Annotated in this window: 16 protein-coding genes; 12 read left to right on the forward strand and 4 right to left on the reverse strand. The window is 40.8% G+C overall.

The window, feature by feature from the left end:
- Positions 1 to 357: 357 nt before the first annotated feature.
- The 5 genes from ACOMA8_RS08545 to ACOMA8_RS08565 all read left to right on the forward strand — a co-directional run bounded on the left by ACOMA8_RS08545 (position 358) and on the right by ACOMA8_RS08565 (position 5807).
- Entirely contained in the window at positions 358 to 2529 is a 2172-nt protein-coding gene (locus ACOMA8_RS08545; protein WP_421370043.1) for a peptide cleavage/export ABC transporter, read from the forward strand.
- Positions 2530 to 2620: 91 nt separating this feature from the next.
- A complete protein-coding gene (locus ACOMA8_RS08550) occupies positions 2621 to 3934 on the forward strand; it encodes a sensor histidine kinase (protein ID WP_421370045.1) in 1314 nt (437 codons plus the stop codon).
- A gap of 1 nt (position 3935) precedes the next feature.
- On the forward strand, positions 3936 to 4694 hold the full coding sequence (locus tag ACOMA8_RS08555) for a LytR/AlgR family response regulator transcription factor (RefSeq protein WP_161898264.1): 759 nt from the start codon (positions 3936 to 3938) through the stop codon (positions 4692 to 4694).
- Between the two features lie 440 nt (positions 4695 to 5134).
- On the forward strand, positions 5135 to 5272 hold the full coding sequence (locus ACOMA8_RS08560; RefSeq protein WP_421370047.1) for a hypothetical protein: 138 nt from the start codon (positions 5135 to 5137) through the stop codon (positions 5270 to 5272).
- A 16-nt stretch (positions 5273 to 5288) separates the two neighbouring features.
- Complete coding sequence (locus ACOMA8_RS08565; protein ID WP_161898262.1) at positions 5289 to 5807, forward strand: PedC/BrcD family bacteriocin maturation disulfide isomerase; 519 nt, start codon at positions 5289 to 5291, stop codon at positions 5805 to 5807.
- 790 nt (positions 5808 to 6597) lie between these two features.
- Here the strand turns inward: ACOMA8_RS08565 and ACOMA8_RS08570 are convergent.
- Positions 6598 to 6927, reverse strand: a complete 330-nt coding sequence (locus tag ACOMA8_RS08570; protein WP_421370049.1) for a hypothetical protein — start codon at positions 6925 to 6927, stop codon at positions 6598 to 6600.
- A 474-nt stretch (positions 6928 to 7401) separates the two neighbouring features.
- On the opposite strand from ACOMA8_RS08570, the gene ACOMA8_RS08575 reads away from it, so the two are divergent.
- Positions 7402 to 8100 carry a hypothetical protein gene (locus ACOMA8_RS08575; protein ID WP_421370051.1) on the forward strand — a complete coding sequence of 233 codons (699 nt, stop codon included), beginning with the start codon at positions 7402 to 7404 and terminating at the stop codon, positions 8098 to 8100.
- Positions 8101 to 8267: 167 nt separating this feature from the next.
- Here the strand turns inward: ACOMA8_RS08575 and ACOMA8_RS08580 are convergent, their stop codons facing one another.
- Together ACOMA8_RS08580 and ACOMA8_RS08585 are read right to left on the reverse strand one after the other, a co-directional pair.
- Positions 8268 to 9029: a formate/nitrite transporter family protein gene (locus tag ACOMA8_RS08580; RefSeq protein ID WP_421370053.1), complete on the reverse strand. Its 762-nt coding sequence runs from the start codon at positions 9027 to 9029 to the stop codon at positions 8268 to 8270.
- Positions 9030 to 9696: 667 nt separating this feature from the next.
- Positions 9697 to 10689 carry an AraC family transcriptional regulator gene (locus ACOMA8_RS08585; protein WP_421370055.1) on the reverse strand — a complete coding sequence of 331 codons (993 nt, stop codon included), beginning with the start codon at positions 10687 to 10689 and terminating at the stop codon, positions 9697 to 9699.
- A gap of 208 nt (positions 10690 to 10897) precedes the next feature.
- On the opposite strand from ACOMA8_RS08585, the gene ACOMA8_RS08590 reads away from it, so the two are divergent.
- The 3 genes from ACOMA8_RS08590 (at position 10898) to abc-f (ending at position 16901) form a co-directional block, all read left to right on the forward strand.
- On the forward strand, positions 10898 to 12889 hold the full coding sequence (locus tag ACOMA8_RS08590) for a beta-galactosidase (RefSeq protein ID WP_421370057.1): 1992 nt from the start codon (positions 10898 to 10900) through the stop codon (positions 12887 to 12889).
- A 106-nt stretch (positions 12890 to 12995) separates the two neighbouring features.
- Entirely contained in the window at positions 12996 to 14741 is a 1746-nt protein-coding gene (locus ACOMA8_RS08595) for a glycoside hydrolase family 35 protein (protein WP_421370059.1), read from the forward strand.
- A 624-nt stretch (positions 14742 to 15365) separates the two neighbouring features.
- A complete protein-coding gene (abc-f, locus tag ACOMA8_RS08600; RefSeq protein ID WP_421370061.1) occupies positions 15366 to 16901 on the forward strand; it encodes a ribosomal protection-like ABC-F family protein in 1536 nt (511 codons plus the stop codon).
- Positions 16902 to 17122: 221 nt separating this feature from the next.
- Here the strand turns inward: abc-f and ACOMA8_RS08605 are convergent, their stop codons facing one another.
- Entirely contained in the window at positions 17123 to 18616 is a 1494-nt protein-coding gene (locus tag ACOMA8_RS08605) for an amino acid permease (protein WP_161898254.1), read from the reverse strand.
- A 167-nt stretch (positions 18617 to 18783) separates the two neighbouring features.
- Here ACOMA8_RS08605 and ACOMA8_RS08610 point away from each other — a divergent pair, with 167 nt between their 5' ends.
- The 3 genes from ACOMA8_RS08610 to ACOMA8_RS08620 are packed head-to-tail and all read left to right on the forward strand — an operon-like array spanning position 18784 to position 20930.
- Entirely contained in the window at positions 18784 to 19287 is a 504-nt protein-coding gene (locus tag ACOMA8_RS08610) for a GAF domain-containing protein (protein WP_421370063.1), read from the forward strand.
- Positions 19274 to 20296, forward strand: a complete 1023-nt coding sequence (locus tag ACOMA8_RS08615; protein ID WP_421370065.1) for a sensor histidine kinase — start codon at positions 19274 to 19276, stop codon at positions 20294 to 20296. The genes ACOMA8_RS08610 and ACOMA8_RS08615 overlap by 14 nt, the downstream gene beginning before the upstream one ends.
- Before the next feature lies 1 nt (position 20297).
- Positions 20298 to 20930, forward strand: a complete 633-nt coding sequence (locus ACOMA8_RS08620; RefSeq protein WP_161898251.1) for a response regulator — start codon at positions 20298 to 20300, stop codon at positions 20928 to 20930.
- Positions 20931 to 20937: the final 7 nt, after the last annotated feature.

Genomic DNA, 20937 nt, shown 5'->3' on the forward strand with positions numbered 1-20937 from the left:
TTTATTTTTGTGAAATCCAGTCTTGTCCTGCACCGACTAGAAGTATCAATTCTTCTTTGCTTAAACTTTGAACATTTTTCATAGTAAAACTTCCCATATATTTTTTTATTACGAAAAAAATATCATTCGAATTGAGTTTTTAATGTAAATTGTCTCAAGATGATAATATTTTGTACTGAAATGTAAACGAGCCTATCCACCTGTGTCTTTTTAGTGTAATTTTTGCTTATTTTCGTTTCAGCTGTAATTCTATTCACTTTAGGATATGAATGAGAGATTTCAGGACAATTCTGAATAATATTCTATTAATACAAGTATATTTACACCATATTAAGCGCTAGAAAAGGTGTAGTTTCAATGAGAAAAATAAAATTGATTAAGCAACATGATGAAAAAGATTGTGGTGTTGCCTGTCTTTCTATGATTCTAAATTTTTATGATACGAGCGTTCCTATCAGTAAATTACGTTTAATGTCAGGGACAAACAGCCAAGGTACCTCAGCCTTTGGATTAGTCCAAGCATTAAATCATTTCCAATTTCAAACGCAGGTTTTTCAAACTGATGAATCAATTTGGAAGGAAGAAGACGTGACCTATCCATTGATTGCCCACGTAATCATCGATGGAGCATTTTTCCACTACGTTGTCGTTTATGGTATGAAAAATGGAAAGTTGCTTCTGGCTGATCCGGCTAAAGGAAAAATTGAACGAACCCCAAAAGAGTTTGCTTCTATATGGACAGGAATCTTATTAACTACTGCTCCTACTGAGAATTATCATCCCACACAAGATCAATCCAATGGTTTATTCTCTTTTGTGCCGTTATTGGCAAGTCATAAGAAGACAATCGCCGGTATTGTACTTCTTTCTTTTATATTAACCGGGTTTGGCATCATAGGTTCTTATTATTTTCAAACGATAATTGATCGAATTGTTCCCTCAAGATCTGTTAACCTATTAGAAATAATATCAATAGGTCTTTTATCAATGTATGTGATACAAATACTATTCCAGTATTTGAAACAGTATCTTTTAATTAGGTTAGGACAACAGTTAAGTTCTTCGATTATGCTGAAGTATTTCAATCATGTTTTGAATTTACCAATGAACTTCTTTTCAACAAGAAAATCAGGGGAGATTGTGTCAAGATTTTTAGACGCCAATAAAATCATCGATGCTTTGGCGAATGCGACACTATCCCTATTTTTAGATGTGTCAATGGTTGTACTTATTGGAACAGCTTTATTTTTACAAAATCGTCTTTTGTTTTTAATTAGTTTCAGTACACTTCCAATTTACGGCTTAATCGTCTTTCTATTTATGAAACCATTTGATCGAACAAATGAAGAGCAAATGGAATCTAGTGCTGTAGTCAACTCTCAGATTATTGAAAGTTTGAAAGGGATAGAGACAATAAAGTCTTTTAATGCGACAAATCAAGTATTTGAGAAAGTTCAGAGTCAATTCAAAGAGATGATGGATAAATCATTCAAAAATGCGAATCTTGATAACCTACAATCGAACTTAAAAACGGCGCTTCAAGTAATAGGTTCTACCATGTTATTGTGGGTAGGTACGTACTTAGTAATCGAAGGGAACTTGTCTATTGGGCAATTGATTACTTATAATGCCCTGATGTCTTTCTTCACAACACCTTTGCAAAATATCATTAATCTTCAGGTAAAGATTCAAACAGCTAAAGTAGCTAATGATCGATTAAATGAAGTTTTCTTTCTGGATCGAGAATTTCTGGGTGAAGCAACCAGTCAACCAGCGAAAAATGTTGAATTGTTTACGAAAGAGCCATTAATCAAAGTAAATCACTTATCCTTTGCATATGGATTTGATGAAAACGTTCTAAATGATCTTTCCTTTTCAATTAAACCAAATGAGAAAGTAGCCATCGTTGGAATGAGTGGATCAGGAAAATCGACTTTAGCTAAATTGTTCGTAAACTTCTATACTGCTCAAAACGGCGAAATAGAAATTCAAGGAAAATCTATTCAAGATATTCCAAGAATCGATTTGAGAAATAAGATTGGATATGTATCACAAGAAACCTTCTTTTTTAATGGCAGCATCTTTGAAAACTTAATTTTTGGTTTAGACTATCAACCCACGGAAGAACAGATTTTTTGGGCATGTGAAATAGCTCAGATAAAAGAATACATTGAAGGGCTGCCCCTTAAATTCCAGTCTCCTATTGAAGAAGGTGCCAGCAATCTTTCAGGTGGTCAGAAACAGCGTTTAGCTCTTGCGAGAGCGCTGTTAAAGAACTCAGAAATTCTCATACTCGATGAAATAACTAGCGGTTTAGATACACGCTCAGAGCATCAAATAATTCAAAATTTGATGAACCTAGAGAATAAAACCATTCTGTTCATCGCCCATCACTTATCCATTGCAAAAGATTGTGATCAGGTATTTGTCTTAGATAAAGGGCAACTTGTCGAATCTGGAACTCATACCCAATTAAGAGCACTACATGGGACCTATGAAGAACTTTGGGAAATGATGGCAATCGCTTAAAAAAGAACAATATAGATTGCTTTAAACACCCTGCCTATTTTTATTGATCCTTGTTATAATTAGTTATCTATAATAATAGGGAAGTGTTTATATGGTTTTTGTAGATTCTTTCTCGTATTTCTTTAAAGAATTATTTGATCTGTTACTTTTTCTATTTATGATTGGGCTACTAACAAATATTCGAAAAAAATCATTCTATTTTGCTCTACTTATATTCCTTTTTCCACTCACATTAATTTCAGTAACAGATGCACTTTTGACTGGAATCGCACTGATATCTTTAATTGTGATATTAAGATTTAAGTCTTGGCGAAAGGAACCAGAAGCTAAATTTAACGAGTTATTGGGTCTTTTGCTTTCCTTAACGATTTATTGCGTAGTGCCACTCTTTTCATCCATCATTGTATCTAGAATTTTTAAACCCGAGTTCAACGTATTGAATGAACATGGATCTTTGTTAGTAGCTATTTTGATTGGATTGGATTGGATTCTGTCAATCATCATTTCGTTGACAATAAAATCAAGGGTAATGAAAAATTCAATTCCTTCCGAAGAAGCAAAAGTATATTGTATGCAGTTGGGAATATTTTTGACGTTTGTCTATTTGTTTGGAGAAGTATTAAGAAGGATGCAGATACTAGGCATTTTTCAAATCATAATGATTGGTTTTTTAGTTGCTCAATTTTCGGTTACGATGTATTTTACTTATCTTACTTTGAAAAAGAATCACGAAAAAACCGAATTGAGCAATCTTAAAGAACAGATGGAAATGATGCGAGTCTATACTGCGGACATTGAGAGAAACTATCAGGAATTGCGTAAATTCCGCCACGACTATAAAAATATGCTACTAGGTCTCAAGGCAATGCAAAATGAATCTACGATTGATGCAGGGTATTTAAATAAAATGATTGATTACTCTCATCAGATGATAGATAACAGTGTGATGCGTTTTTCAGGACTAAGCAGCTTAAATGTAGACTCCGTAAAATCTTTGATGATAGCAAAGTTAATCCATGCAGAACAATCTGGCATTGAGGTAAATTTTGAATGTCTTTTTCCAATAGCAAATATCAATATGGATGAAATAAAACTTGTCCGAATCTTAGGTATATTAATCGACAATGCGGTAGAAGCAGCAATTGAATCAGAAGAAAAAAAAATGAACATATTGTTCATTGATTCCACCGATTCGCTTGAGATTTCAATTGAAAATTCTTTTCTTGGCAAGCTGCCTTCTTTATCGGAAATGAAAAAATTAGGGTTTAGCAAAAAGGGAAAGAACAGGGGGCTAGGCTTATCCAATGCACAAGATATCATTACTGCAACCAAGCAAGCTGATCTGGCACATTACTCAAATCTAGGAATGTTTGTTTCTACACTAACTATAAGAAAGAGTGAATAATATGACATTACCAATTATTCTCTGCGAAGATGACATAATATTGATGTCACATTACAAGGCAATTATTGATAATTGGGTCATGATCAATGATTATGATATGCAATTGGTTTTAGCAACGACTGATCCGGAAGATATTTTCTTGTATTTATCAAAAAACAAGGTAACAAATAGTTTATACTTTTTGGATATCGATCTTGGAAAAGATTTTGATGGAATTGATGTCGCACAACATATTAGAACTGATAACGAGTTCGCCCAAATCGTCTTTATCACTTCTCATCAAGAATTGGCAATGGAGACGTTAAAAAGACAAATAGCACCGTTAGATTATATTGTTAAGGACGAACAAAGTGAAAAAGGACAAATAGAAAATGTATTAGATGGGCGCCACAAGTTAACATTTGTAGACAATAGAACCAATGAACGTCATCTATCCTTTATGATTGGTGCAAGGAATTTTAGAGTAGATATTACTTCGATTTATTTCTTAGAGACGTCGGTTACGCCTCATAAAATTATATTATACGGCGAAAACCTGATGTATGAATTTTATGGAAAAATGAATGATTTAGAAAAAGAATATCCTGAATTACTTCGTGTTCATAAGTCGTTTTTAATCAATCCAAAAAAAATAATTTCTGTAGATTATAAGAGTAGAATGATATTTTTTCCAGACGAGTATTCTTGTAGGTTTCCACTGGCAAAAAACAAAATCTTAAGAAAAACCCTAGATAGCATTGAAAGATCAAATCGTAAATAGGTGCGCTATTATGCTATAACGATTGATAGAACGATAAACAGGAATAATCAGCGAATTTAGTTAAATGATGCTGCAACAATTTAGTGGTGGCATGTAATTTATTCTTGTAATTTTTCGATAATATTAAATTTCAGGACCCTTAATCATAATACATTACCTAATATCTATTGGTGTTTTTAGATAATCTCAATTCGAATAGCTAATTACGATTTAACATTAAACTGTAATAGATTAATAGATTAAAAAACTCAAGAACCTGCGCTCTTGAGTTTTTTTCTATTGTGGAATTATCTTTTGAGGGAAATTATAAAAGAATCAGCTTTTGAACTCAAAATAGGGATTCATTTCAAGATACAAATTGTTGATTTCCGGATATAAGCCACTAAATAGTCAAAGATAAAAATATACTAATGTTATCAATTAGAAGGAGAGTGGTTCATATGACAAATCGAAAAATATTACCAAAAGAAGAATTGAAAAAAATCAAAGGAGGAACTCCTGGAGGAATTGATTTCATTTCTGGCGGTCCTCATGTCGCCCAAGACGTATTAAATGCAATAAAAAACTTTTTTAAATAGAAGTGGAGAGAGAAGAATGAAGAAAAAATTTTTACCCCTAATAGCATTATTATTTTCAATTACAGTTGGGCTGTCATTTTCTCCGCAAAATTCCTATGCGGATGAGAATAGTCCGGGCACAAATTCTACTGAGGTTGACCATCAAAATGCGACAAATGTAACAGAAGAAGAATATCTACAAAACATATCTGGTATTAAGGAAGTAAATGATTCAGAACTAATCAATCTACTGAAAAGTGATGATTCATATTTTATGTTGATTGGTTATAAAGGATGTCCGTACTGTCGAGAGTTCTCAAAAGTGTTGTCTGAATTCAAAGAGACTAGTAAATTGCCGATCTATTATGTCAATTTAGAAAAAAAATATGGTGATACGTTATCAAGTGAAGACAAACAATTGATGCTATCATTCTTTAACGAAAAAGTTGGACCTCTATATACTCCAACGTTTATTAGAATCGATCATCAGATTCCAGTAAATGGGTTTATTGGCTCAAACACTACATTAGTTGATCTTCAGTCTTTGAATTACTAATTCAAAGCAACACTATTATGAATGAAAATTCAATTTAATCAGTAGGGGACGAGATTGATATCTTGTCCTCTATTTGTTTTGAAAGAATCATCTTTCTGAAGAATGTTACTTTTTGCGAATATTACTTTTTCGAAAAGATGAAAACAATTAATACGTATATCTGAGGAGCGCAGACATCTGCATATTGGCTGACACTTGGATATTCACGAAAATGTTCACTACATGTGGTTTAAGTCCTGAAATCATTATTAACGCCTAATTATTTGAACGTTTCAGTTAAATGAAGTCACTTTGGAAGTGTTGGAACTAAAATTACTCTATATTACTTTCCTATGTGCCCCAATTTTGAATGCCATTCTTTTGATTTTTAGTTCTATTTAGTGATATTTGAAGGTTCTCTCTGCTTTTAAAAATCTTGATATTCCATAGAATGATGTCTACTGCTTCGTAGATATCATTCATGTCTGAAGAAGAAGAATAGACCTAAAGTGATGGCTGAACTCTTGATGGATAAGAGTTCAGCTTTTTTGTGCTTTGGAGAAAATGTACTTCGCTGATGCTAAAATCTCTTTTCGTAGAAATTGGCTCAGCTATTCAATTTCAAGAACTAAAAAGTAATAAGTAGGTGAACATTGCAATTTCTAAAGGAGTTAGCAGCTGTTGTTCTTTATTGTATGTAAATGTCAGCTTTTGAATTATTGAGCTGGAGTCTAGTCTGACAATTTGGAGGCATTTTCCTTCGTATAAGAAATGAATTTCGGGAGTTGCGGGAACTTTTCTTACCATAACTTTAGCTTCTTGTTGGGGCAAGTGGATATAAAAGAGTGGGTCGGAAACTCCAAGGTTCGTTGAGAATGGTAAAACTGCCAAGTTGTTCCGAGGTTCCTTGCCAAGAACGAGCAAATTTTTGATTTGAAAAGAGTTCTTCTTTGAGTGTGACTGTATGGTGATTACTATTTTCACCTTTCATATCAATAATGGAATGGGGGCGAACACATTCAAAAGTACGGTGACCAATATTTCGAAAAGTTTTTCGAAATGAGGCAATTTGCATATTTTCGTGCCAGACAAGAATATTTTTCCCAGCTGTTTTGAATAAGGGAATTTCAATAGTGTACATTACAAAACCTCCTTATTTTTAGTATATCATGGGATTAAAGTGTGAAGATAGCAGCAGAATTAGACGAATTCGAATAAAAGTAGTTCGGATAAAGTTAGTTATTACGAGCGAAATCATAGTGACGATTAAGTGCAGAAGTGATCACAGAATGATAGGTAAGGTCTCGTTTGACGGCATTTTTACTTTATGATTAAATAAAAGATGTAATAAAATCTTCCATAGAAAATTACGACACGATGCTGCACATAGTGATAATTTGGAAGAGAACGAGTGACTAGTAAGTAGCTTGTAGTCCACGATTTAGATACTGGTAATTGTTGATATGGAGCGGTATGACTAATATGAGGCTTTAAAGAACAGTGTTAAGAGGCTTTCGAGTAGTATTGATACGAGAATCATAGCTTAGAAGACGGCAGCTTATCAGAACGATAGGCTGTTTTTTTTACGTAGGGAAAAATTAGGGAGGCATCTTAAATGCAACAAAATAGATTCAACAGTTTTCGAGAGCTTAGACAATATATGGCAAAAGAGGAGTATGAAAAGAAAAAACGTGAAAATGAACAGAACCGAATCGTGTGGAAACAGAGCCAACGTAAATGCGAAGAGCTTTCTGTGGAGGAACACAAGAGAATCGCGGCGCTCACCTCGCTGATGGAAAAATTACAGCTGCCAGCGATTACTTCTGCAGACCATGCAATGGGGTATAACTGGTGTTTTGAACAATTTTTACTCAGGGCAATGAGGAGATATCCTATTGATGGTCAGTTCTATCTTGAATTGAAAGCACAACGAGACGGGGATTTAACTAAAATTGCTGAACTGCTTTCTGAGCACAAAAAAATAGTGGGAAGTCATGAAATGTCTCGAAAAAAAATAGCTGTTGAGCAAACGACAAAAAAGAAGCAGTATTACGGAAACAAAGGCAAACCTCAGAAAAAGAAGAGTAAAAAGCAAAAAACTGGACACCACGAACTGGAACAGCAATCAGCTTTAAAAGTAATATGTGGTGCAGATGGTACTGTACTGGGAATTCGGCCAATTGATGACAATCGTCCGTTAGTTACCGGTGAGGGGCTAAAAGAGGAAGGCTTCGATTATTGGAACCATACCGGCACAATGGCAGACAACCTGGATTATCGAGATTACCAGGACTTTTATGATCGTTATTCTTGAAATTTTCTTTATGCAATAGTTGAAGTTTGTTGTGGGGAAGAATTTTTTGCATAGAATCTAAATTTTCATCTAAGTGAGTCTACTATTCTCTTACCACCCAAAATATCACCCGAATAACTAAAAACACCGCCTAACAATTGAGCTGTCAGACGGTGAGGAGGATTCGATTAGTGATGCTTGTAGCTCAAATAGTAAAAGCCGGAAACGAAGATTGAGCCACCGATGATGTTGCCGAGGTAGACGAAAAGGAAGTTTTGTAGGAAATCAATCCAAGTGGCTTGTCCTTCAAAAATTGCAGCGGGGATGATGAAGCAATTGGCCACACTATGCTGAAAGCCGATTGCAACAAAGACCATTACTGGAAACCAGATGCCCAGAATCTTACCAGCGCCGTCTTTGGCCCCATAGCACAGCCAAAGAGCCAAGCCAACAAACCAGTTACAGCCGATACCGGAGATAATTCCCTGAAGCGGTGTAGCCTCAATTTTATGATGCGCCAAATTGATGACAGTATCCAAATAGACCCCCGTATGAGTTAATCCCACTAGATAGCCAAAAAAATAGGCTACAAATAGGGCGCCGACTACATTTGCCAGAGTGATAGTAATCCAGTTGAGGAGCAGTTCTTTAAAGCTGACCTTTTTGTCAAAAAAGGCCATTGCCACTGCCATCATATTGCCGGTGATCAGTTCACCGCCAGCTAGTAAAATCACGATCAATCCGATGGGAAAGACGCTGGCCCCCACCAATGCGGCCACGCTAGCAAGGTCAGCAGGGATAGAAGCTGAGACCCGCACATAAGCCAGATAGCCCAGCGAGATCATAGCCCCACCAATAAAGCCTAGAATCAGTTTGGCTAGAAACGGTTTTTGAATTTTTTTGATACCATTGTCGATGGAAATATCGACGATTTCATAAGGGGTGTACATATGAGAAGTGCTCCTTTCGATAGTTGGCTGGGAAGATAGAGTAGTCGATGAAAAAAGGACGGAGAATGTGCCCGTTTTGGTCGTCTGTCATTTGCAGACCTGTTCAACTCAACTTGTCTGTCTCGAAGCCGTTCTTTTTTGGTGGTCAAGGGCGAATCGTTGTTCGATAGTCAATGACAATCCAGAAAGTGGGAAGGATGTCAATGAGAAGACAGCAGATCCGTGACCACTGAATTTGATAAGTCCGTTGTTTACTTTACGGATTTTTGTGAAAAAAGCAACAAGTTTTTGCGGGTTTCCTGAAAGTTTTCGTGATTTGGCAGAATTTTTTTGAATTGCGGGTGGTTTCAGTAGGGGAATAGCGAAAAGACAGATGGCTACAGGAAGAGCCCCTTGTCTTTGAGAGACAGGGGCTATAGGCAAAATTGAGAACTGGAACAAAAAAGTTCACTTATCAGTTTGCTTGGTCCATTTATTTAGAAGTTGGCTATCTTTTTAATGTTACCTTGAACATGGGAGTAAAAGGAATGAGATAGAGACAGGGGTCTTCAGAAATTTTTTGATAAGCTCACGTCACTTCAGAAGTTTGCTGCAAATGAACCCTGGCTCAATCTTATCAAGGATACATTGCAAGAAGACCAGTCTAGGTTTCAACTCCTTTTTATGGTCACTCCCCCCGCCGAAAGCGTCCCGGGGTCACTCGGTTCTTTTCTTTAAAGACCTGCACAAAGCGACTGGCGCTGGCAAAGCCGACTGCACTGGCAATGTCTTGTACTGAGAGTTCCTGATGATTCATCAGGAACTCTTTTGCTTTGTTTAGGCGGAAATCCAGCAGATATTGCTGGGTTGATTTTCCGGTGAAACGGCGGAATAGGCGGGTGAGGTATTGTGGCGTGATGAATAGTGTCGCAGCTAGTTCCTCTACTGTCAAATCCTCGCCAAACGCCAACTCGATGTGTTCGATTGTCGGTAGGACGAATTGCTGAAATAGCGGGTGGCTGATTGCCAGTTGATTTTCGTAGCCTTTTGATAGATACATTAAAAAGCGATAGCAGTCTGCTGAGGCTTGCGCGGAATCAAGGGTGCGAGTGGTGAGGTCGGCCACTACGGCGTCAATCCAGCGGGAAAAGGAAAACTCCGGAGTATCATTGGAAAAAATGACTCGATTGGTGCCGAGTATTTCTGAAAAATGGTCCTCCAACATGCCATTGAAGGTGACAAAGCGGGTCTGCCAGCCGTTATTCTCGTCTGCATTTTTTTTGTCAGCTGTTGACAGGTGGTCTGTCAACGGCTTTTCAGTATTTGCTACGTCTTGGTGAATCTTGTGATCTGACCGAATGCCGTACTCATTGATTAGTTGTGGAGCGCGCCCCAAACCAAGAGTGCCAGTGCTGTTTTCGGAACGACTGCCAATTTCAATAACTGCCTCATCAGCAAAATAAGCGTGGGGGGTATAAGGCGGCAGCAGGACACCTTCACCTTCACGCAGCGTGACCAGTTGTCCTGCCACCTGCACCTGTCCTTGGCCTTTTTCAGTTTGCAGCCAATGATAATGAGAATAGCCTTGTTTGCGAGAGACGCTTTCTTGGCCCCAATGATTTCCGATGGATTCTAATGAGAATGGGAGTGTTTCGCTGATGGGTTGAAAATAGATGGGCATGGCAAGGTACCTCTTGTTTCGATTTTTTATATTTTTTGTTTGTGGAATCTATACTAACATGCGTCGCTAGCGTTTACAATGAGGGTATTAAGCAATGGATTGGCAATGCCTGCGACAAATACAATTTTACATTTCAAAACACTAAATCTTACATAACCTTGCTGCTGTTTATATTTTTTGGCAGCAGCAAAGAAAAGGAGACTACACTATGTTTAATCGAATCCTCTATGGGGGCGACTACAATCCGAATCAATGGGAAAAGGAGGTCTGGTCAGAAGATCTGCGTATTTTTAAAAAGGCTAAGATCAATTCGGCCACGATCAATGTCTTTTCATGGGCGAAGATCCAACCTTCTGAAAATGTCTATTACTTCGACGAGTTGGATGAAGTTATCGCGATGTTGTCAAAGGACAATTATGATATTGTTTTGGCCACATCCACGGCAGCGATGCCTGGCTGGATGTACAAAAAATATCCAGAAGTCGCTCACGTGGATTATGACGGTCGGACACACAAATTTGGTGGACGCCACAACAACTGTCCGTCTAGTGAAATTTTCCGCAAATATTCTGCTCGTTTGGCGGGTAAACTGGCAGAACGTTATGGCAGCAATCCTCATGTGACCTGCTGGCACGTCAACAACGAGTATGGCAATTACTGTTATTGTGAAAAATGTGAAGCTGCCTTTCGAGTGTGGGTGAAGGACAAATACCAGACCATTGATGCCGTAAACAAAGCCTGGAACATGGAATTTTGGGGTCACACGCTCTATGATTTTGATGAGATTGTTGTACCAAATGCCTTGTCAGAAGGAATCGGCTACGACAAGACAGCTTTTGCGGGGATTTCCATTGATTATTGCCGATTTATGTCGGATTCTCGTCTGGAGACTTTCAAGCTGGAAAAAGCTGCCATTCGCCAGCATGACAAAGACACCGCGATTACTACTAACTTGATGGGGACTTATAAGGGGCTGGACTACTTCAAATGGGCTAAGGAATTGGATATCGTTTCTTGGGACAATTATCCGGCTTACGATACGCCCTGGAGCCAGGTAGCGATGACGCATGATTTGATGCGGGGGGTCAAAGATCAGCAGCCGTTTATGCTGATGGAACAAACACCGTCACAACAAAATTGGCAAGCCTACAATTCACTGAAAAAGCCCGGCCAAATGCGAGCCCAAAGCTACCAAACGATTGCCCATGGTGCAGACACGATTCAATTTTTCCAATTGCGGCGTAGCATTGGGGCATGTGAGAAATTCCATGGAGCAGTAATTGAACATGTGGGAACAGAAAATACCCGAGTGTTCCGGGAGACGGCTGAGTTGGGAGAAGAGTTGACCCGTTTATCTGAAATACTTGGAGCCAAAACACCTTCTGAAGTGGGAATGATTTTCGACTGGGACAACTACTGGGCACTGGAGTATACCAGTGGGCCGTCTGTTGATTTGAAATACGTGGATCAGATGCACAAGTATTATCGCTATTTTTACGATCAAAATATCTCTGTGGACATGCTTGGTGTAGCAGCAGACTTCTCCAAATATAAAGTGATTGTCGCACCGGTTCTATACATGATTAAAGAGGGAATGGCCGAAGCACTGGAAACCTTTGTGGCAGAAGGTGGTACGTTGATCACTGGCTTTATGAGTGGAATCGTGGATCAATCTGACAATGTACATCTGGGCGGCTATCCAGGCCCACTGCGAAAAATGTGCGGGGTTTGGGCCGAAGAGATTGATGCGTTGGCTCCGGAACAAAGCAACAGTGTCGTATTTACGGATGGGACAAGCGGGAAAGCGCATCTCTTGTGTGACATTCTCCATCTCGAAGGAGCAGAAAGCCTGGCAGCATACACGAGCAACTTTTACGCGGGTTCCCCAGCGGTGACTAAAAATGCATTTGGCAAAGGAACTGTCTATTATGTTGGAACGGAATTGGAGCCGGTTTTACTAGACAAGGTTCTGACAGAGGCAGCCGCCGGTGTATCCCCTGTCTTGGCTGAAGCCACTAAACTGGAAATTGCGGTTCGGGAAAAAGAAGGGCAGCGCTATTATTTCATCATGAACTTCACAGATGACGCACTGCCATTGCCAAAAGCTTTTGTCGGAGCAACAGACTTGTTAAAAGGTACGGTGCTAAAAGCCCATGACTTGGCAAAATATACCACCTATCTGGTAAAACAGGCGCTTTAAACTAAGTGCAAAGTATTTTGTTAGTTAGGTACGGGTCGATTCATTGTTAAGTGTGGCGACAGTTGTTGTTAGGCTGTCGGCTACATAAGAAGCAGGAGGAACGAAGATGAGTTTTGAAATCAAAGATGAGTTTTATTTGGAAGGAAAGCCTTTTAAAGTTATCAGTGGATCCATCCATTATTTCCGCGTGGTGCCAGAATACTGGCGAGATCGGTTGGAAAAACTGCGATTGCTGGGCTGTAACACGGTGGAGACGTATGTAGCCTGGAACAAGCATGAGCCTAATGAAGGAGAATATGATTTTTCTGGAGGCAATGATCTGCGGCGCTTCATTCAGATTGCTCAGGAAGTGGGCCTATATGTGATTTTACGTCCGGCGCCTTATATTTGTGCGGAGTGGGAGTTTGGGGGGCTGCCTTATTGGCTACTGCAAGACCCGAAGATGAAACTGCGCTTTTCCTATGGCCCTTTTATGGAAAAAATTCAACGGTATTTTGATCAGTTGTTGCCGCAAGTGACGGATCTGCAAATCACTCACGGCGGCCCAATTCTCATGATGCAGGTGGAAAATGAATATGGGAGTTACGCCAATGATAAAAAATATCTGCGACAGATGGCACAGTTGATGCGAGACAAAGGTGTGGTCGTTCCATTGGTAACTTCTGATGGTCCGTGGCATGACATGCTGGACAATGGCACAATTCCAGACATCGCCTTGCCGACGATTAACTGTGGTTCAGATATCAAAAAGTGGTTCGACGTGTTACGAAAATTTCATGGGACAAAGAAGCCGCTGATGGTGATGGAATTTTGGATTGGCTGGTTTGATGCTTGGGGAGATGAGCATCATCACACTACCTCAGTGGAAGCTGCCGCCAAAGAGTTGCGGGATATCTTGACAGAAGGCAGTGTGAACATCTATATGTTTCATGGCGGCACGAACTTCGGCTTTACTTCCGGTGCCAACTATTACGAAAAACTGGCACCGGATGTGACAAGCTATGATTATGATGCTTTGTTGACAGAGTGGGGGGACATTACACCGAAATACCAAGCTTTTCAAGAAATTATCGCCCAATACACAGAGCTTCCCGAGTTTGCGCTTTCTACGAAAATCGTGAAAAAGGCCTATGGAAAACTTCAGGCAAAAGACCGGGTCTCTTTGTTTAGCACATTGGATAAACTGGCTGAACCCGTGAAAAGTCCTTACCCATTATCGATGGAAGCGTTGAATCAGGCTACCGGTTATGTTTACTACAAGAGTGCTATCGGCGCCCCTCGTCACATTGAAGATTTTCGGCTGATTTCTTGCATGGACCGAGCCAATATCTTTGTCAATGAGTCACTGTTGATGACACAATACGATCAAGAAATCGGCGTGTCTCAAAAGATTGAGTTAACGGCAGAGTCAAATGAGCTGGGGATTCTCGTGGAAAACATGGGACGAGTGAATTACTCTGTTAAGATGAACCATCAGCACAAAGGAATTAAAGACGGTGTAATCGTCAATGGTGCCTATCGTGCCGATTGGGAGATGTACAGCCTGCCAATGGATAATTTGGAGCAAGTGGACTTCAGCGGTGACTATCTTTCTGGGCAGCCAAGTTTCACTCGCTTTGAATTAGAGGTAGGTGAAGTGGGAGATACTTTTATTGAGCTTACCGGTTGGGGAAAAGGCTTTGTGACCGTCAATGGCTTTAATTTAGGTCGCTTTTGGGAAGTCGGTCCGCAAAAACGGCTGTATCTGCCAGGACCACTATTGAAGAGCGGGAAAAACGAAATCATCGTGTTCGAATCTGATGGCAAGGTTGGCGAAAGCATCACCTTTTTCGATCAACCGGATTTAGGTTGAGACAAGTTATTCTGGAATAAACAAAGATCTCTTGAATCAGCTGCTATTTTCTGGTTAAAGAGCCTGAGTATCTGATTGAGAGAGAACTATGTAGTTAGAGACTTGACTGTCCATTAGTTTCATGGAATACGTGAAGATAGCGCAGCAAGTATGGAGTTAGCGCTGCAAAGGGGAGTAAAAAATTTGGCGACGTCTTTTGTTTGACCCTTTGATTTAGCCATGCTACAGTAAAACCAATAATAGGAGAGCGAGGGATCCTGATGATCATTATCACCAAATAAGGCAAAAGCTGCATTCAGACTGTCCGTAGAGAACTTTACGGGATTAGTGTGCAGATTTTCGCAAGAACTGGTGGTAAAAGATGATTCTTCAGGTCCAATAAAAGAGATGATGAAAAGATAGAAGTACGGCTGTAATAGTTGTGTTTTGCAGTGGTTCTAACATCTTTTTTGTCGCATTCTTTCATACCGACTTGATGACCAGTCTGCCCAGTTTTGCGAAGATAACTGAGGCGGGCTGGTCTTTTTTTTCTATTGATACTTGGTTTGCTAAAAAGTGTCACTGGAATCTTTCCAGGCTGCTTCTGTCTGCCCTGTGTGAACAGGGATGGAGAAGTGAAGAAAAATGGCAACTATAAAACTTGAAAATTTGACTTTCGGCTACGATCGTATGGGAAGTTTGTTATTTGATGAAGCCCGACTGATGATTGATACTCAATGGAAATTGGGTTTAGTAGGCCGAAATGGTCGTGGCAAGACGACCTTACTAAACCTGCTACAAGGAAAGTTACCTTACCAGGGGCGAATCAGCCAACCGTTGGAACTTGATTATTTTCCACAAAAAATAGAAAATCCTCACCTGTTGACCTTCTATGCTCTTTACGAGATACAGGAATTCGAGCAGTGGCAGTTAGAAAGAGAGCTGAATCTGCTGGAGTGTGATCCAGAAGTACTGTGGCGTCCTTTTACGACACTTTCCGGTGGTGAGCAGACCAAGGTACTACTTGCACTTTTATTCGTAAATGAAGGGCGCTTCCCTTTAATCGATGAGCCGACCAATCATCTGGATATTACCGGTCGTAAACAAGTAGCGGGATACTTACAACAAAAATCATCCGGCTATATCGTGGTAAGTCATGATCGAGGATTCCTGAATATGGTGACAGATCATATATTGGCTATTGAAAAAAGTCAGTTGGTTTTATACCAAGGGAACTTTTCACTGTATGAAGAAGAGAAAGCTCGTCGAGATGCCTTTGAACAGGCTCAAAATCGTAAGTTGAAAAAAGAAATCAATCGACTACAGCAGACGGCGCTTGAGAAGGCGGAGTGGTCTCGAAACCGGGAGCGTGATAAGTATAATCCATCTCGTGGGTTTATTGATACTGAGGATCGTCGAAAAAGTCCTGGTGCAATTGGCGCTGATTCTGCTCGTCTGATGAAACGCTCCAAAGCAATTTTACAGCGGGTAGAATCTCAAGTCATTGAAAAAGAAGGTCTTTTGAAAAACATCGAGCAAATTGATCAATTAAAAATGTGTTATTCACCTGCTTATAACCGGCGCTTGATCCAAGTAGAGGAGCTGACTTTAAGGTATGCTAGTGGCCCAGACCTTTTCAACAAGCTTTCTTTTGAACTGCTTCAGGGAGAGTGTTTGGCAATAACAGGAGCAAATGGGAGCGGTAAGAGTTCGCTTTTAGCTGCTCTATTAGGAGAATTTGCTGGTGAATTGCGGCGAGGTAATTTAACGATTGCGACAGGAATTGTGATTAGTCAGGTTCGACAGAATTATGGAGATAATCGAGGAACTTTGAAAGATTTTGCGAGGCAAGAAGGACTTGATTATTCCCACTTTTTGAATAATCTTCGAAAAATGGGTATGGAACGGAATGTTTTTGAAAATGATATTCAAGAGATGAGCATGGGGCAGAGAAAAAAGGTTGAGCTGGCTAAGTCTCTATCCCAGCGTGCGAATTTATTTGTTTGGGATGAGCCGCTAAATTACTTGGATGTCTTTAATCAAGATCAGTTGCAACAGTTACTTTTGTCTGTGAAACCTTCCATGATTTTAATCGAACATGATGGCTGTTTTATTTCTGAAGTAGCAGACAAAGTCATTCACTTGGATAAAGGAGGGGTGACAGCAATCATTTCTAAATGATAATTAGCGAACTTCTAGACATCTCATACACGATGAAAAGAGAAGCAACTTCCAATCTTTAATGGAAGTTGCTTCTCTTTTGGGAATATATAAGATAACCGATATCAGCTTATTTTCTATGCAATGCAATGCCAAAAAGGCCAATGGATTGAAGCAAAAATTGAGTAGGGATTCTTTCAATTAGTGGAGCAAAACTTAATGTAAATAGATGCTTTTCCCTGCTATTTCGCTGGCAGCTGTCGGCTTTCACCTCGACGATAGAGGAGCATCGCCACTGCGGCAAAGAGAAGGGGACCACCCACCAGCGTCAATGCGTCGCTATAATGTCCCAGTGAAAAGGGTTGCCAGATTTGAAAGGCAATGGCAAAGACGATACAGCTGCAAACGCTCAGTGAAAAGGCTGTACTCAATTTTTGGTTGGCAACGAAGAGGTCGTTTGCTGGTACGAGTCGCTTTTTCAAAAAGAATGGGAAGCTAGCAGCAACGACAAAGTAAGGCATCGCCCGGGCTACGTTAGTCATATAGGTTAATTGATTGAACAGCTCACCGGCGACTTGAGTATTAAAGGTGATGGCCAAAATCACCAGACTGATCACCAGTCCTTGTAGCCGCAGTGCTTTTTCCGGCATGTCCTGTCGGTTAAGGGCTGTTAAACGCTGAGGCCAAAGTGCTTTCGGGGTGCCTTGAATCAAACTTTTTAGCGGTCCAAAGGTAATTGAAGACAATAGTCCTAAGTAAGAGACGAACAGGACAAAAGCTGTGTAGCGGATGTAAATTTGGTAAACGAGAGCAGCGGTGTTACCCGTCAAGCCAAGACCCGCGCTGACGGCATGGGCCAAGCTGCCCATCAAGCCGTACATGAGATTACCAAGGTGCATCTGATCGGTTTGTCGTAAGTTTCCCAGATCATTGGCCCCGCTCCACAACAGAATCCCTCCAATATAGAGGAGGAGAATCAAGACACCGCTATACACCAGTCCCCGAGGAAACTGGCGGCGGCTGTTTTTGGTTCGGTCAGACAAAGCGGCGACGGTATCCAGACCGCCAAATGCAGTGATGGCAAAAATAAAGAAAGGCAGTTGGCTGAGGAGATTATCACCGGTGCCGGCAAAAAAACTAGGGGCTGATAAGCTGTGTTGTAGGTTGTGCCACATATCTGTCGGCTGGCGCAATACCAAAAAAAAGTTACTGACAGCCGAGAGCAGCAATAAGCCTGCCATGGCCAGACTAGAGATTTTCAAAAAGCGCAATACCGTACCAAAGCCGCGACTGATAAGCCAAGTCAAAATTCCCACCGCAGCGATTCCAAAGAATGCCACCAGCCATTGTGTCGGGATTTCAAACCAAGAGGGTTCTCCGGTGATATCCTGACCAAAGAGCAGGATGGATAATGGGATGACCAGTTTCATAAAGAGGCTGACCATCCAAGTGAAATAGCTGCAGTACCACAAAAAGGCAGTGACAAATGCCGCTTTTGGAGACAGCGCGTCTTTTAGCCAGTCATAAACTGTGCCGGAGCGATCGCCATATTTGCGAGTATACTGAGCGACAATCAAGGCGTAAGGAATGAAGTAACCAAATCCAGCCAGTAAAAACCAAGGCAGAGCCTTGATTCCCATCATGTAAAAGGCAGTGGCCATACTGGAAAAAGAATAGACTGTGGTTGTGATAATCAGCACCAGTTGCGGTAAAGAGACGTGTTTTTTTGCAGGCATCTGTGAGTCTCACTTTCTTGTTATGGAAAACGGCAACTCGTAGTTATCGGGAATTACCGTTGTTTCGTTATTTTCAGGAAATCTGCTATTATAATAGTGATCGTAGGCGGGGATTGCAATAGGATTGTGCGTTTTTGCACAAATTTTAGGGAATTGGAGTAGTCGATATGGATGCTGTGAAAGCTTGGCTGAAAAGTGAAAGAATTGCGTGGGATTGTGATTTTATTGGAATTGCAGTGAACACAGCACCACCGCAAGAGGCAAAAGAGATTCGTTGGCTGTATACGGAGGGGCCCAAAAACAATGCCCATCAAAAAATTCGGTTGCGCATTGGCCGGGGAATTGCCGGTATCGTTTGGAAGACTGCTCGTCCACAAAGCGAAGATCACTTGCAGTCGCAACCGGAAAAGCTGATGGAGTACCCCATCTCCCGTACGGAAAAGCTGGAGTCTGCTTTGGCAGTACCGGTGTTTGCGCCGGTGGTTGAAACGCCGCTTTTACGCCAGGACCAGACTTTTATCAGCACCCAGACAGAAGTGATTGGCGTATTGATGGTAGGCTTTCGCCGTTCCCGTAAGTTTAACCAAGAGGAAATAACTAAGCTTACGGCTTGTGGAGCAGACGTCGCCTATTTGTTACAAAAGGAGGCGGAAAAAGATGACCGTTTCTGATCAGTTGTTTACGTTGATTCAAGAAGCTGTTTGGCTATTAGATGATGCCGATCATGTTTTGCTGAAAACAACAGCAGCGAAGCAAATCGAAAAAGACTATGTGTGGGATCTGAAAAAGGTACTGGATATTCCCCGAGGGAAGGGCTGTCTGCTGCATAGTACCAAAGCGGTTTGTCTGGAATGTCCGGTGGGGGAGGTGGATCCTACAGGTTTTCCTTTTGTGCTGTTGGATCCAAAGGGCGAGCTGTATGATTTTTGGGGCAGTCTACACACAGATCTTGACTCGCACCAGCAGCTGTTGCAACTAACCCCACAAAATGCTGAAAATTTTGGAGCGGAGCAGGCGTCGATGTTTGATTATTTGAATGACGCTCGAGAAAAAGAACGAAAAAAAATCGCGCAAGACCTCCACGACGGTATTGCCCAAAGTATCTATAGTCTGATGTTGGAAACCCGTGGACTAAAATGGATGCCGGTGGCGGATCAACCGGAGCAGATGATGCGGATTGACCGACATTTTGCGGAGGTTCTAGAGGAAGTTAAAGAACTGGCCGGGGAGCTGCGGCCGATGACGCTGGATGCGTTTGGCTTGGAACCGGCGTTAACTCAATTTGCTGACCGGACGTTGGAAATGACGGGTTTTTCCATAGTCCAACATCACATAGGCAGGCCGCGCCCGTTGTCAGACGCCCAACGAACGGCGATTTATCGAGTGGTGCAAGAGGCGGTCGCCAATGCATTGAAGTACGCCGGTGTCAACGAAGTACAGGTTACATTGGATTATCAGTCGGATTACATGGCAGTGACCATAAAAGATGAGGGAACCGGCTTTTTACTAGCCGAAAAGGCCCATGGTTTTGGCTTAGCCAATATGAAAGAACGCATCGCCGCTATAGGTGGGATGTTGACGATTCATACCGCAGTAGGCAATGGCACCGAGATTGTGATTCGCTTACCTTATGAGGACGAAAAAACGAATCTAGCATTTAATGAAAAAGGAGCTGGCTGAAATGAATATCTTGATCGCTGACGACCATGCCATGATTCGTAATGCACTGGCCTTCATGATCAACGCGCAACCAGATATGAAGGTGGTGGGGGATGCCGCTGATGGCAGTGAAGTCTTTTTGAAGGCAGAACAGCTGCCAATTGATATTCTGCTGATGGATATCTCCATGCCGCCAGGAGAAAATGGCTTACAGACGACTCGTCGCCTCAAAGAAGCACATCCCGATATTAAAGTGATCGTTTTGACGATGCACGACGAAGAAACCTACATCAGAGAAGCTTTAGCAGCTGGGGCTGATGGGTTTATTCTAAAAAGTGCCCATGAGGAAACGCTTCTTGAAGGGATTCGCCAAGTAGGTCGCGGTGATCGTTTTTATGACGGGTACGATGATCAACAGTTGAATAGTTTGGCAAAAATTGAGCAGGACCCTTTGTATGAAAGTCTCTCCAAGAGGGAAAAAGAGCTGTTGCCATTGATTGCGCTAGGGTATAACAACAAGGAGATTGCCGAAAAGCTATTTATCTCTGTGAAGACGGTAGAAGTCCACAAAGCGAATATCCGTAAAAAGTTGAAGCTGGATAATTACGCGGGCTTACTGCAATACAGTTTGAAGCATCATCTGGTAGATTTTTAGGAAAGAA

It is taken from the genome of Enterococcus infantis, from assembly GCF_049166715.1.
Lineage (GTDB): Bacteria > Bacillota > Bacilli > Lactobacillales > Enterococcaceae > Enterococcus_C > Enterococcus_C leclercqii.

Excerpts from the sequence above, each read along its gene's own strand:
- ACOMA8_RS08580 (WP_421370053.1), bottom strand. The coding sequence starts at position 9,029 with ATGTACACCCCTTATGAAATCGTCGATATTTCCATCGACAATGGTATC.
- ACOMA8_RS08595 (WP_421370059.1), top strand. The coding sequence starts at position 12,996 with ATGAGTTTTGAAATCAAAGATGAGTTTTATTTGGAAGGAAAGCCTTTT.
- ACOMA8_RS08605 (WP_161898254.1), bottom strand. The coding sequence starts at position 18,616 with ATGCCTGCAAAAAAACACGTCTCTTTACCGCAACTGGTGCTGATTATC.
- ACOMA8_RS08575 (WP_421370051.1), top strand. The coding sequence starts at position 7,402 with ATGCAACAAAATAGATTCAACAGTTTTCGAGAGCTTAGACAATATATG.
- ACOMA8_RS08615 (WP_421370065.1), top strand. The coding sequence starts at position 19,274 with ATGACCGTTTCTGATCAGTTGTTTACGTTGATTCAAGAAGCTGTTTGG.
- ACOMA8_RS08570 (WP_421370049.1), bottom strand. The coding sequence starts at position 6,927 with ATGTACACTATTGAAATTCCCTTATTCAAAACAGCTGGGAAAAATATT.
- ACOMA8_RS08620 (WP_161898251.1), top strand. The coding sequence starts at position 20,298 with ATGAATATCTTGATCGCTGACGACCATGCCATGATTCGTAATGCACTG.
- ACOMA8_RS08590 (WP_421370057.1), top strand. The coding sequence starts at position 10,898 with ATGTTTAATCGAATCCTCTATGGGGGCGACTACAATCCGAATCAATGG.
- ACOMA8_RS08565 (WP_161898262.1), top strand. The coding sequence starts at position 5,289 with ATGAAGAAAAAATTTTTACCCCTAATAGCATTATTATTTTCAATTACA.
- ACOMA8_RS08550 (WP_421370045.1), top strand. The coding sequence starts at position 2,621 with ATGGTTTTTGTAGATTCTTTCTCGTATTTCTTTAAAGAATTATTTGAT.
- abc-f (WP_421370061.1), top strand. The coding sequence starts at position 15,366 with ATGGCAACTATAAAACTTGAAAATTTGACTTTCGGCTACGATCGTATG.
- ACOMA8_RS08545 (WP_421370043.1), top strand. The coding sequence starts at position 358 with ATGAGAAAAATAAAATTGATTAAGCAACATGATGAAAAAGATTGTGGT.
- ACOMA8_RS08555 (WP_161898264.1), top strand. The coding sequence starts at position 3,936 with ATGACATTACCAATTATTCTCTGCGAAGATGACATAATATTGATGTCA.
- ACOMA8_RS08560 (WP_421370047.1), top strand. The coding sequence starts at position 5,135 with ATGACAAATCGAAAAATATTACCAAAAGAAGAATTGAAAAAAATCAAA.
- ACOMA8_RS08610 (WP_421370063.1), top strand. The coding sequence starts at position 18,784 with ATGGATGCTGTGAAAGCTTGGCTGAAAAGTGAAAGAATTGCGTGGGAT.
- ACOMA8_RS08585 (WP_421370055.1), bottom strand. The coding sequence starts at position 10,689 with ATGCCCATCTATTTTCAACCCATCAGCGAAACACTCCCATTCTCATTA.